Below are 13,330 nucleotides of genomic sequence, written 5' to 3'. Positions count from 1 at the left end.
CGTGGTCTTCGCCCCCCAGGGAAAACATACGCTGTCGCACCGCGTTTTTGTGACGATCTTTGTTTGCGCCATGGCGGTTATCGTGGCGTTTACGGTGCTGGGTGCGTTCTTTGTGCAAAACACCTTGGCGGATGCCACGAGTGCCAATCTGGCGCAGGAAACCGAGCTCATTGCTGCCGCCCTCGACGAACAGCAGGAGCCCATCCCGTTCTTGCGTAGCCTCGATCGCGAGGATTTGCGCATTACGCTGATTAACAAGGATGGATCGGTTGCCTACGACAACGAGGCGTCGCCTTCCTCACTGCCCAACCATGGCGATCGCCCCGAGGTCATCGAGGCCTTTGAGAGTGGTTTGGGTTCCGCGGAGCGCGCAAGCTCTACGCTCGACGAGATTATGCTGTATCGCGCCGTCGCCCTTGATAACGGCCAGGTTGTCCGCTTGGCGCAAGCCCAGCCTGGCGTTGCGGCGATTTTGCTGTCGATGGTGGCGCCGATGCTGCTTATCGCAGCAGCGGGTGCAGTACTCTCGTTTTTTATGGCGCGCCGCGAGTCCCGTGCAATCATCGCGCCGTTGCAAGAGGTGGATTTGGACCACCCACGCCGTAGCTATGAGCACGCCTATGCCGAGATGGTCCCCATGCTTGAGCGTATCGAGTCGCAGCGCCAGGAACTCAAGCGCCAAATGGCGGTGCTAGCGGACAACGACCGAATGCGCCGTGAGTTCACGGCCAATATCACCCATGAGCTCAAGACCCCGCTTACCGCGATTTCGGGGTATGCCGAGCTTATTGCAAACGGCATGGTTGAGGGCGAGGACGACTTGCGCAACTTTGGTGGCCGCATCTATCGCGAGGCGGGCCGCCTGGCAGCGCTCGTCAACGACATTCTTACGCTTTCCAACTTGGACGAGGCGGAGCGAGCATCCGAGGGCGAGGCGGTGCCCATTGGGTCCACAGAACCCATCGAGCTCTCTCGCGCCATGTTGACGGTGGAACAGCGTCTTGAGCAAGTTGCCCGGCAGTCGAATGTGACCATTGGGCACGAGACGAAGCCCATGGTGATCGAAGGCGTGCCGCGCCTGATTGACGAGCTGATCTACAACCTTGCAAGCAACGCCATTCGATACAACCGACCTGGCGGTACGGTCACGCTGCGCTGCGGGACCAATGACGAGGGTCATCCGTACCTGTCTGTTGCCGATACGGGTATCGGTATTGCGCCCGAGGAGCAGGGTAAAGTGTTCGAGCGTTTTTATCGCGTGGACAAGAGTCGTTCTAAGGCGCGTGGCGGAACCGGCCTGGGTTTGGCGATCGTCAAACACGCCGCTCTGTACCATCACGCCGCGATTGACCTGTCGAGTGAGCCGGGCGTGGGAACCACCATTACGGTAACGTTTCCCGTGCAACAAGAGGGACCGTTCGCGTAGCGGCATAGCAAAAACCGAGGATTAGACGGTACGCCCGCGCCTCCGCTGCCGCGTGAATTGTTGCGCAACTTACACGCGGACGCTGTATCTTATGTATAGAGCTCGGGTATGGCAGAAATATGCGATATTATACGAGCAGTTTTGTCGATACGAACTAGGGAAATGAAAGGCGAACCGCATGACCCTTCTTGAACTGTTCCAGCTGCTTAAAAAGCACCTCAAGCTGGTCATTGCCCTTCCGGTGGTCTGCGCGATCGCCATGGGCGTCGTCTCCTTCATCATGATGGACAACACCTACACCGCCACGACGAGCATGTACATTCTCGCCAAGACCGATGGCGGCCAGACGAGCTACTACAACGATCTGTCTGCAAGCCAGATGCTCTCCAACGACATCGCCACGCTGCTCGATAGCGACAGCGTCAAGAGCGGTGCCGCCAAGGAGCTGGGCCTTTCCAGCCTGGCCGACTATAAGGTGAGTGTTACGAGCGAGACCACGACCCGCGTTATCTCGCTGTCTGTGACCGGTGCCAGCCCCGATGGCGCTGCCGCTGTCGCTAACGCCATGGCCAACTCGGTTTCCACCGTCGCCCAGGACGTCGACGCCGCCCAGGCCGTCAACGTCATCGACAAGGCAAAGGTCCCCACCCAGCCCAGCGGCCCCAACCGCAAGCTCTACATTGCAGTTGCCGCCCTGGCCGGCCTGTTTGTCGCTGTCGCGATTGTTGTGCTGCTCGACATGCTCAACACGCGTGTCCGTTCTGTCGATGACGCCGTCGAGCTGCTTGGAGTGCCCGTTATCGGCCGTTTCCCCGTTGTGAAGGGCGGTAAGTAATCCATGGCCCGTAAAAAGAAGTCCGGCGATACCCTCGCCTTTAACAACGCAGCCAAGACGCTGCTCGCCAACATTCGCTTTGCGAGTGTCGATACGCCCATCAAGTCCATTACGGTGACCTCCTCCATTCCCAACGAGGGCAAGTCCACCATCGCGATCAACCTGGCCAAGGCCATCGCAACCAGCGGCAAGAGCGTTCTCCTCGTTGAGTGCGACATGCGCCACCACACACTTGCCAATATGCTGGGCGTCCGTCATGCCGGCGGCCTGTACGCCGTGCTTTCCGATCAGATGTCGATCGATGAGGCCGTTGTCGACACCGGTCAGCCCAACCTCTTTTTCCTCGACGCCGAGCCGCGCATTCCCAATCCGGCAGACATCGTTGCCTCGCGCCGCTTTGCCAAGCTTGTCGCCGCGCTGGAGGAAAAGTACCGGTACGTCATCTTTGATACGCCGCCCGTGGGCACGTTTGTCGACGCTGCCGAAGTCGCCGCGATCACCGACGGCACCATCTATGTCGTCCGCCAGGACTTTGCCAAGCGCAATGAGATTCTCGCTGCTTTCGATCAGCTCAACAAGGCCGAGGTCAACGTGATCGGTACGGTCATGAACTACTGCGAGACTTCGAGCCACGACTACTATTACTCGTATTATGGCGGGGATAAGGGGCAGAACAACGCTGCGGCGGGGGTCGATCCCACTGTTGGCGGCGCGGCTGCAACGGGCATCCCTGCGAAGGCGCAACGCTTTAAGAAATGAGCAACGACGCAGATAAGAGGGCGATATGCGAGACATCCATTGTCATATCCTGCCCGGAGTCGATGACGGCGCGGCGAACCTCGAGCAAAGCTTGGCGATGCTCGAGGCGGCCCGCGCCGTCGGCGTTACGCACATGGTGTGTACACCACACTGCCGGGACCCGTATTTTGACTTCGAAAAAATGTGGGAGGCCTATCGACTGCTTTGCGCGCATGCAGGCGATATGCATTTGCAGATGGGCTTTGAGGTCAATCATGCCAAGCTCATGGATTTGGGCATCGAATGGGCCGACCGCCTGCATTTCGATGACTCAAACGAGTTTTTGCTTGAGCTCTCGACGCGTGCTGATTCGTATGACTTTGAGGAATACGAGAACACGATCTACGACTTGCAGTGTCGCGGTTACCAGGTGATTATTGCCCACCCTGAGCGCTACCGTGCCATTCAAAAGGACGTAAGCATTGCTAAGCGTCTGGTCGACATGGGCTGTAAGCTGCAGGCTTCTGCCGACTTTATTGCGGGTGGGCGCTTTGGTCGCGAGAAAAAGCCGGCGCAGCGCCTGTTCGAGCAAAATCTGTACAGCTTTATCGCGAGTGACGCCCATAACGTGGGCCACTACGATTGCCTGGCAAAAGCGCGTGCGAAGTTTGGCGTGCGCGGGGCTCATTTTCGCTAAAATCTGTCCCTAACGTTCTTACTGAATGAAGGGGCCGCTTTGGATATCCAACTTAAGACAGGTTGCTTTGAGGACGCGGCGCTGGTGCGCCGCGCCGTTTTTATGGACGAACAAGGCTATGAAAACGAGTTTGACCAGATTGACGAGGACCCGGGCTGCATCCATGTGACGCTGTATGTGGATGGCCAACTCACCGGCTGTTCGCGCGTGTTTCCCGAGGAGTTGGAGCGCGCGGCAGATGCGGAGGCTTCGGTGCCACCGGCGTGCGACTTGGACGAAGGCGTCGCCGCGGGGGAGACCTACATTATGGGGCGCGTCGCCGTGCTGCCGGCTATGCGTCGTCGCGGGTTGGCAAGCGCGATCGTCGAGGCCAGCGATACATGCGCACGCGATGCCGGAGCTAGACTTATTAAGCTGCACGCGCAGGAATACGTGTTGCCGCTCTATGAAAAGGCTGGCTACACACAAATTGCCCCGGTTGACTACGAAGACGAGGGCCAGCCCCATGCCTGGATGGCCAAGCGCGTAGATGGCAGATAGGGACGTTCCTTTCCTGTCGGCAGTTGGGGACACTCCTTGGCAATTGGCGCATCGGAGTGCTCGGACATACAGTTTTTCGATTCCGCATGTATATATGCGCGCTAATGGGTTATAAAATCTAAGTCTGAACATAGCAGGTCTGCGATACGGCTCGGGCAACCGGGCTGTTTTTGCGGACGGGGGTAGCGCGAAAGGACTGCACATGCGTCAATTTAAGACCGAGAGCAAAAAGTTGCTCGACCTCATGATCAACTCCATCTACACCAACAAGGAAATCTTCCTGCGCGAGCTTATCTCTAACGCGAGCGACGCCGTCGACAAGCTCAACTTTAAGAGCCTGCAGGATCCGAGCGTCAAGCTCGACCAGGGCGACCTGGCTATTCGCGTCTCCTTTGATAAAGACGCCCGCACCATTACCATCTCGGATAACGGCATTGGCATGACCGCCGAGGAGCTCGAGCGCAACCTGGGCACCATCGCCCATTCCGGCTCCGAGGAGTTTAAGACCGAGAACGCCGAGCAGCAGGGCTCGGATGTCGACATCATCGGACAGTTTGGCGTGGGCTTCTACTCGGCCTTTATGGTCGCCAGCCACGTGAAGGTGGTCAGCCGCGCTTATGGCGAGGATGTTGCCCATGTGTGGGAATCCGACGGTCTTGAGGGCTATACCATCGAGGACGGCGAGCGCGCCGAGCACGGCACCGATGTCATCCTGACGCTGCGCGAGAACGAGAAGCTCGACGCCGATGGCGAGGCCGAGACCTACGATCGCTTCCTGACCGAGTGGGGCCTCAAGAGCCTGATTCAGCAGTACAGCAACTATGTGCGCTACCCGATCCAAATGATGGTCTCCAAGAGCCGCCAGAAACCCAAGCCCGAGGACGCGCCGGAGGATTACAAGCCCGAGTACGAGGACTACCAGGAGCTCGAGACCGTTAACTCCATGACGCCGATCTGGAAGAAGCGCAGCTCCGATGTTGAGCAGAAGGACTATGACGAGTTCTACAAGTCTACGTTCCACGACTTTGACGATCCTGCGCGCACCATCAGCTTCCACGCCGAGGGTACGCTCGAGTACGACGCCCTGCTGTTTGTGCCGGGCCGCGCGCCGTTCGATTTGTACAGCAAGGACTACGAGAAGGGCCTGGCGCTCTACAGCTCCAACGTCCTGATCATGGAGAAGTGCGACGACCTGCTTCCCGACTACTATAACTTTGTCCGCGGCGTCGTAGATTCCGCCGACGTGTCGCTCAACATCTCGCGCGAGACGCTGCAGCAGAACCGTCAGCTCAAGGCCATCGCCAAGCGTGTGGAAAAGAAGATTACCGCCGACCTTGAGGATATGCGTGACAACGACCGGGAGGCCTACGAGAAGTTCTTTGAGAACTTTGGCCGTGGCCTTAAGTACGGCATCTATTCGAGCTATGGCATGAAGGCCGATGAGCTCGCCGACCTGCTGCTGTTCTGGTCTGCCAAGGAGCAGAAGATGATTACCCTGGCCGAGTATGCCAAGGGCATGCCCGAAGATCAGAAGGCCATCTACTACGCCGCCGGCGACTCGCGTGAGCGCTTGGCCAAGATGCCCGTGGTAAAGGGTGTGCTCGACCGAGGCTATGACGTGCTGCTGCTGACGCAGGATGTAGATGAGTTCACGTTCCAGGCTATGCGTGAGTACGTTGCCGTTGATATGCCCAAGATCTACGAGGACGATGCTGCCCGCGAGGCTGCCGAGAAGGCTGTTGCCGACGGTGCCGAGCCCGAGGTCGAAGATCGTCACCTGGAGCTCAAGAATGTCGCTACCGGCGATCTTGACCTGGCGACCGAGGACGAGAAGAAGGAGGCCGAGGACGCCACTAAGGAGAACGAGGACCTCTTTAGCGCCATGAAGGAGGCACTCGGTGACAAGGTCGAGAAGGTCGCCGTCTCTGCGCGCCTGACCGATGCTCCCGCGTGCATCACCACCGAGGGTCCGCTTTCGCTCGAGATGGAGAAGGTGCTTCAGAAGGGTCCCGAGGGTGCGCCCGACGGTATGCCCAAGAGCCAGCGTGTGCTCGAGCTCAACGCCAAGCACCCGGTCTTTGCCAAGCTCGTCGCTGCTCAGAAGGCGGGCGACGCCGACAAGATCAAGCAGTACTCCGGCCTGCTCTATGACCAGGCCCTGCTCGTCGAGGGTATTTTGCCCGAGGACCCCGTTGCCTTCGCGGCGGCTGTCTGCGAGCTTATGTAACTTAAGTTACGCGGTTCTACGAACCGCGTAACGGCTCGACGCTGCAAACGCCCCTAAGCGGCAATCTGACGTTCAATCGTCGGTCGCGTACCGAAGTACGCTTCCCTCCTCTTTCACGTCACCTTGCTCGCTCAGGGGCGTTTTCGCTGACTTATGCTCAACCTACGACGCTTTCATGGTCCTAAGTAGTCATTGGGGACGTTCTTAAATGACTAGTCGTTGGGGACGTTCTTGTTTGACTGGTCGTTTAAGAGCGTCCCTAATGACTAAAGAACGTCCCCAATGACTAGTTGGATTGCTATTTTGTGCGGGTTGTGGTTTTGGGAGCTGCGGAAATTTAAGATACTGTACAACTGTACGTTAACTCATCTTCGTAGTATATTGCTACCCGCAAAACTCAATACCATTGTGCATCGAGACGTTAAAACGCCTTCGTACAATGGTTATCGATAGCACGATTCGATTCAACGACAGGATGGATGGTCCAAGCGTGAGTCTCGGCAGCAAACTATCCGATGCAAAGGTTTCCTTTGCGATATTTAAGCGCGACATCAAGCGATTGATCGTGAACCCCGTCGCCCTGGTGGTTACCCTCGGCGTGTGCGTTATTCCCTCGCTGTATGCCTGGTACAACATCGTTGCCAACTGGGATCCGTACGGAAACACCCAGGGTATCAAGATTGCCATCGCCAACAACGATCAGGGCACCCAAAACGACTTGGTGGGCGAGCTCAACGCGGGCGATAAGGTCGTCGATCAGCTCAAGGAGAACGATCGGCTGGGCTGGACCTTCGTCGATTCGGCGGCCGATGCCAAAGAGGGCGTCGAGAGCGGTAAATACTATGCGGCCATCGTAATCCCCAAGAACTTCTCGGATAACCTGGTTTCGATGCTCGACGGCAACTACCATCAGCCCAAGCTTACGTACTACGTCAATGAGAAGAAGAGCGCTATTGCGCCGAAGGTTACCGACACCGGTGCAAGCACCATCGAGGAGCAGATCAACTCGGAATTTGTCTCCACGGCGGGCGAGACCGTTGCCGGTATCGCCAAGGATGCCGGAGTCGATTTAAAGGACAAGGCAACCCAGACCCAAGATTCGCTGGCAAGTTCGGTGTCCGAAGCATCCGATACCTTGGGCGAGGTGCGTGGTTCGATTGGCGACATGAATGCCGCCATCGATAAGACGAGTGGTTCCATTGCCTCGGCAGATGCAGCACTTGCCGGTCTACAGGGTCAGGCGCCGTCGCTGACGCAGGCGATCTCTCAGGGCAACGACCTGCTGGGCGAGGCTCGCGCCACGGCGGGTAATTCCATCACCTCGCTCTCCAAGGCGCTCTCGGAGGGCAGCCTTGCGCTCACCAAAACGTCAGCCTCCGCGAACGCTGCGATTGGCAAGCTGACGGGCACGGTCACATCTACGACCACCCGTATCAACAACTCGCTTGAGCCTCTCCAGGCGACGATCGACCACAATAAGGCCGTTATCGGGCACTTAGAAATTCTCGTTAATGACACGTCGACAGGTTCCGAGGAAATTGACGCGCGCATTGTATCGACCATCGGTTTGCTCCGCGAGCAGAATGAAAAGCTTAAGAGCATCAAGGATAGTCTGTCTGCGCAGTCGAGCGCCATGGAGAATGACGCCGCGGCTGTCTCGGGTGCCAGCGACGCTATCAATAACGCAATCCAGACCGGTGCGACTAACCTTGGCCAGGCCCAGACGGACCTGGGTCAAAACGCGCTGCCGAAGGCCTCGAGCGCGCTTGATTCATTTGCCGCCGTCTCGGGTGATCTGACGGGAATCGTGTCTGGCCTCACGCCTGCTATTGCAAGCGCGCGCGGTACACTTTCGCAACTCAACGCTACGCTCGGTCAGGCCAAGACCACGCTGTCCCAGACCGATGCCTCGCTTGCCAAGGTCCAGGACAAGCTCGCAACCGCCGCCAACGACATTGCGGCGCTGCAGACCTCCGAGTCCATGGGCGAGCTGGCTGATCTGATGGGTGTCGACGTCAATGACGTGGCAGACTTTATGGCATCTCCCGTAGAGCTGACTTCCAAGTCAATTTTCCCGGTCAAGAGCTTTGGCTCGGGAATCGCTCCCTTCTATACCAATCTGGCGCTTTGGGTGGGCGGCTACGTGCTTATCGCTATCTACAAGCTCGAGGTCGACCGCGAAGGCATCGGCAGCTTTACCGCGCGTCAGGGCTACTTTGGCCGCTGGCTGCTCCTGGTGATCCTGGGCGCGTTCCAGGCCATTATCGTTACGGTAGGCGATCTGGTGATTGGCGTGCAGTGCGTCAGCCCGCTGCTGTTCGTGCTGGGCGGCATCGCCATTTCGTTCACCTACGTCAATATCATCTATGCGCTGTCCACCACGTTTAAGCATATCGGCAAGGCGATCGGCGTCATTCTGGTTATCGTGCAGATCCCCGGCTCGTCGGGCATGTATCCCATCGAGATGATGCCCGGCTTCTTCCAGTGGCTGCATCCGCTGCTGCCCTTCACCTACGGCATCAATCTGCTGCGCGAGACCGTCGGTGGCATGTATTCGTTCAACTACCTGTTTAACCTGTGCATCCTGGGCGTGTTTCTGATCGTGGCGCTCTTTATCGGTCTGCAGCTGCGCCCGTTGCTGCTCAACCTCAATCTGCTCTTTGATAAGCAGCTTTCCACGACGGGCCTCATGATCTGCGAGTCCAACGACCTGCCGCGCCAGCGCTATTCGCTGCGCACGGCCATGCGCGTCATGCTCGATTCGGATTCGTACCGTCGCGAGCTGCTCGATCATGCCGTGGCGTTTGAGCATCGCTACCCGTACTACATCAAGGGCGGTTTTGCCGCCGTGGTAGGCGTGCAGGTCCTGCTCTTTGTGCTCTCGACGGTGCTCGATATCGACAATAACGGCAAGATCATCCTGCTTGTCATTTGGATCATCTCGGTTATTGCCATCTGCGGCTGGCTTATCAATATCGAATATATCCGCGCGAGCCTCAATACCCAGTTGCGCATCTCGGCGCTTTCGGATGAGGACTTGCGCCGCGAGATGCGCGAGCACACGGCTGCCATCCCTGCCGCCCGTCGCATGTTCGGTCTCAACGCCAGTGAGCGGGGCACCAAGGACAGCGAACAGCCCACGAGCCGTCTGCCGCATATCGGTGCGCATCGTAAGGCTCAAGATGCCGACGGCGTTGACAACGTAAGCGGAAACGACGGGGACACCACCCCGCTTGGCAAGCACTCCAAAGGAGGTGAGGCATAAATGAAGAACATCCTGCATCTGTTTAAGCGCGATGTCCAAAACGTGTCTCGCTCCGTGATCGGCTTGATTGTCGTGATGGGCCTCATTATCGTGCCGTGCCTGTATGCGTGGTTTAACATCGCCGGCAGCTGGGATCCGTACGGCAACACCGGCAACCTTAAGATCGCCGTGGTCAACACCGATGAGGGCTACGAGAGTGATCTGATTCCCGTCGAGGTCAACGTGGGCGAAAACGTAACCGCCACCCTGCGCGGCAACGAGAACTTCGACTGGGTCGTTCTCAACGACCGTGATAAGGCGATCGAGGGCGTTAAGTCGGGCGCGTACTACGCTGCCGTCGTTATCCCTAAAACGTTTAGCACCGACATGATGACGCTTTTCTCGACCGAGGTGAAGCATGCCGATATCGAGTTTTACGAGAACCAGAAGGCCAACGCCATTGCCCAGATTGTGACCGAGAAGGGCTCGAGCGCCGTCCAGAGCCAAGTCAATGAGACCTTTACCAAGACCATCACGACCATCGGTCTTAAGACGGTGTCAAACCTGCTCGACTATATGAGCACCGAGCAGGTTAGCAACTTTATCGCCAATCTGTCCTCGACGCTTGGCGATTCGGTCGAGGACCTTCAGGACGTCAAGGCGAGCGCAGCCTCGCTCGCGGGCATTTTAAGTTCGACCGCCGATTCCCTTACGTCGGCGAGCGGCATGCTCAAGCAGACCGGAACCACCGAGGAATCGACGAAGCAGCTCATGCAGCGTGCCGAGAGCGGTGTTGCCGATTCCGAGGCGGCACTCAAGGCCGTCAGAGGTGCCGTCGATTCTGCAATAGACGGAAGCGCGGACTCGTTCGATAACGTATCCACCGAGCTCGCAAATGCATTCGATGCTGCGAACCAACATGTCGACCTTACCGTGTCTCAGCTTAACGATGCTGCCGACTCGCTCAATGCGCGTGCCGATGAGATTGATGCCGCTTCGGACAAGATTCGCGGCCTTGCCGATCAGGTGAAGGGCGAAAAGCTCCAGGATGGCTTGAAGTCCGTCGCAACATCGCTGGGCAGGATCGCGATGGAGTATCGCAACAATGCCAAGGAACTGACGGGCATCGCGACGTCTCTTTCGAATAACATGACCAAGGTCAACGACACGCGTGCCGAAGTCGACCAAGCCATTGCGGATGCCAAGTCGGGCATTTCGGGTGCCAAATCCGATTACGATTCCACGTTCTCGGTTAAGGCCAAGGAGCTCAAGAAGACCGTCTCGGGCATCCTGGACTCGCTCGATGGTATCTCGGGCGATCTGGATAGCGCCGTAGACGGCCTGACCGATGCATCCGGTTCGCTGGCAAAGGGCCTCTCCAAGGCTGCAAAGCTGGTCAACAAGGCTTCCGATCAGCTGGGTGAGGCGTCGGACAAGATCAGTGCGTTTAAGGACGAGCTCGACGGCGCCTTGATGTCGGATGACCTCGCTACGATCAAAACGATGATCGGCAATGATCCCGAGGGTCTGGCCGTGTCGCTTTCCGGCCCCGTCGCGCTCGACCGCAAGCCGGTCTATCCGATCCGCAACTACGGTTCGGCCATGGCGCCGTTCTACACGATTCTGTCGCTGTGGGTGGGTTCGATTGTGCTGGCAGCCATGATGAAGGTCTCGGTCGACGATGAGCTTATCAACGAGCTCATCCCCGTACGCCTGCACGAGATCTATTTGGGCCGCTACTTGTTCTTTGGCGGCTTGGCCTTGCTGCAGGCGACGCTCGTGTGCGCCGGCGACATCCTGTTCTTTGGAATCCAGTGCGACAACCCGCTGCAGTTTGTGTTGGCGGGCTGGATCGCGAGTCTCGTGTTCTCCAATATCGTCTACACGCTTACGGTTTCGTTTGGCGATATCGGCAAGGCGCTCGCTGTCGTGCTGTTGGTCATGCAGGTCGGTGGCTCGGGCGGCACATTCCCCATCGAGATGACCGGCCCCGTGTTCCAGGCGATCTATCCGTTCCTGCCGTTTACCCATGGCATCAACGCCATGCATGCCGCCATGGCTGGCGCCTACCATATGGAGTACTGGGTTGAGCTGGGTATTCTGGCGAGCTATCTGATTCCGTCGCTGGCCCTGGGTGTGGTCTTTCGTCGTCCGGTCATCAAAGCCAACGACTGGATTATCGAAAAGCTGGAGTCGACAAAGCTAATTTAGTGCGGCAACGTTAACGCTGATGTAGCACTAATGCCAGCGAGCGAGCCGCATTTGCGCCAAGGTGACGTGAAATGAAAGGGCGCTGACCTTCTGGTCGCGCCCTTGAAATTGAACGTCAGATTGGCGTGAATGCGGCTCGCGCAGCGTCGGCCGGTCCGCCGTTCGGTAGAACGGCGGAACAAAACGCTTTAGTGGGCTGAATTGCGTGGGCTGCTTGATTGTTGCTACAGTTGCGGGGCGTGCCGGGGGTCCGGCGCGTCCCGTTTTTATATGACCATGAGGCGGCATGCGGTCGCGCGCGTGCGGACACCACGCCCAGACCGAGCGCGAGGATGCCCTATGGCCCATCATGCCGTTATTGAAATCGAAAATATGCCCGATAGCCCTGTAGCCCGCGAAGACCTGGGTGCCGGCGGTGCCTCTCGCGGTGCCGGTGCGCGCTCGCCGCTGTTCTGGAAGGTCTTGCTGCTTTCGATAGCGGTCATCTGGGGCTATTCCTTTACCACCATGAAGGACGCGCTCGATACCATTCCGGTGTTCGAGCTGCTCTACATTCGCTTTCTTCCGGCGTCGCTGGTCATGCTTGCCGTCTTCCACAAGCGCATTGTTGCCCATTTCAACGCTCGAAATCTGATTGTTGGACTTGGCATGGGCGTGCTCATGTGGGGTGCCTACGGTTTGCAGACGATTGGCCTGGCGCAGACCACGGCAGGCAAAAGCGCGTTTTTGACGGGCACGTACTGTATCTTGGTTCCGTTTGCGAGCTATGTCCTAAGCGGCGAAAAACTTACCCGTTACAACTTGGGCGCCGCGTTGCTGTGTCTGGCGGGCATTGGCTTGGTGGCGCTTGATAGCGTCGAGTTCAATGCCGGCGATGTTATTACGCTGGGCGGCGCGGTCTTCTTTGCCATCCAGATGGCGGTGGCCGCTAAGTACGGTCGCAAGATGGACATCAACGTCATCACGTTTTGGATGTTTGCGGGCAACGGTGTGCTGTGCCTGATCTCTTCGCTGCCGTTCGAGACCCAGGCGCCTTTATCCGTGTGGACGCCGAGCTTTATTGGCGTGATGGCATTTCTCTCGGTGGGCTGCACATGCGTGGGTTTGCTCATCCAAAACGTGGGCTTGGCGCATGTCCCGGCCTCGACGGGCTCACTACTGCTTTCGATGGAGTCGCCATCGGGCGTGCTGTTCTCGGTGCTGCTGATGGGGGAGGTGCTCACCTCGCGTTTGCTTGCCGGCTTTGCGCTCATCTTCCTGTCGATTATCTTGAGCGAGACGCACTTTGACTTTTTGCGTAACTCTCCGTTAGACCAGCGTTGACGTAATAATGTCCCGTCCCCGCCCTAAGATGAATGTCGCCAAACATCAACATCGAAGAGACGGGGACGGGATGCTGGACATCATACTCC

9 protein-coding genes are annotated in these 13,330 nt (G+C 57.9%); all 9 read left to right on the top strand.

Going from position 1 to position 13,330, the window contains the following annotated elements; all coding sequences use genetic code 11:
• Position 1 precedes the first annotated feature (1 nt).
• Positions 2-1,426 carry a sensor histidine kinase gene (locus ACTNA2_RS06810; RefSeq protein WP_441015683.1) on the top strand — a complete coding sequence of 475 codons (1,425 nt, stop codon included), beginning with the start codon at positions 2-4 and terminating at the stop codon, positions 1,424-1,426.
• 178 nt (positions 1,427-1,604) lie between these two features.
• Complete coding sequence (locus tag ACTNA2_RS06805; protein WP_154517680.1) at positions 1,605-2,261, top strand: YveK family protein; 657 nt, start codon at positions 1,605-1,607, stop codon at positions 2,259-2,261.
• Between the two features lie 3 nt (positions 2,262-2,264).
• The gene (locus ACTNA2_RS06800) at positions 2,265-3,020 is read left to right on the top strand and encodes a CpsD/CapB family tyrosine-protein kinase (RefSeq protein WP_441048976.1); all 756 of its coding nucleotides are present in this window, start codon (positions 2,265-2,267) and stop codon (positions 3,018-3,020) included.
• Between the two features lie 25 nt (positions 3,021-3,045).
• The gene (locus ACTNA2_RS06795) at positions 3,046-3,696 is read left to right on the top strand and encodes a tyrosine-protein phosphatase (protein WP_441048975.1); all 651 of its coding nucleotides are present in this window, start codon (positions 3,046-3,048) and stop codon (positions 3,694-3,696) included.
• 39 nt (positions 3,697-3,735) lie between these two features.
• Positions 3,736-4,236 (top strand): GNAT family N-acetyltransferase, encoded by a 501-nt coding sequence (locus tag ACTNA2_RS06790; protein WP_441048974.1) that lies wholly within the window; start codon positions 3,736-3,738, stop codon positions 4,234-4,236.
• A gap of 202 nt (positions 4,237-4,438) precedes the next feature.
• A complete protein-coding gene (gene htpG, locus ACTNA2_RS06785; protein ID WP_154517684.1) occupies positions 4,439-6,463 on the top strand; it encodes a molecular chaperone HtpG in 2,025 nt (674 codons plus the stop codon).
• Positions 6,464-6,953: 490 nt separating this feature from the next.
• On the top strand, positions 6,954-9,728 hold the full coding sequence (locus tag ACTNA2_RS06780) for a YhgE/Pip family protein (RefSeq protein ID WP_441048973.1): 2,775 nt from the start codon (positions 6,954-6,956) through the stop codon (positions 9,726-9,728).
• Positions 9,729-11,918, top strand: a complete 2,190-nt coding sequence (locus ACTNA2_RS06775) for a YhgE/Pip family protein (RefSeq protein WP_441048972.1) — start codon at positions 9,729-9,731, stop codon at positions 11,916-11,918.
• Positions 11,919-12,257: 339 nt separating this feature from the next.
• Positions 12,258-13,241 carry a DMT family transporter gene (locus tag ACTNA2_RS06770; protein ID WP_441036938.1) on the top strand — a complete coding sequence of 328 codons (984 nt, stop codon included), beginning with the start codon at positions 12,258-12,260 and terminating at the stop codon, positions 13,239-13,241.
• Positions 13,242-13,330 lie beyond the last annotated feature (89 nt).

Source organism: Collinsella sp. HCP28S3_E9 (assembly GCF_052065455.1).
Classification (GTDB): domain Bacteria; phylum Actinomycetota; class Coriobacteriia; order Coriobacteriales; family Coriobacteriaceae; genus Collinsella.
Note: the sequence above shows the minus strand (reverse complement) of the source record. Positions and strands in the feature narration are given on the sequence as shown.

Coding starts and splice junctions, on each gene's coding strand:
- ACTNA2_RS06805 (WP_154517680.1), top strand. CDS start 1,605: ATGACCCTTCTTGAACTGTTCCAGCTGCTTAAAAAGCACCTCAAGCTG.
- ACTNA2_RS06800 (WP_441048976.1), top strand. CDS start 2,265: ATGGCCCGTAAAAAGAAGTCCGGCGATACCCTCGCCTTTAACAACGCA.
- ACTNA2_RS06795 (WP_441048975.1), top strand. CDS start 3,046: ATGCGAGACATCCATTGTCATATCCTGCCCGGAGTCGATGACGGCGCG.
- htpG (WP_154517684.1), top strand. CDS start 4,439: ATGCGTCAATTTAAGACCGAGAGCAAAAAGTTGCTCGACCTCATGATC.
- ACTNA2_RS06775 (WP_441048972.1), top strand. CDS start 9,729: ATGAAGAACATCCTGCATCTGTTTAAGCGCGATGTCCAAAACGTGTCT.
- ACTNA2_RS06770 (WP_441036938.1), top strand. CDS start 12,258: ATGGCCCATCATGCCGTTATTGAAATCGAAAATATGCCCGATAGCCCT.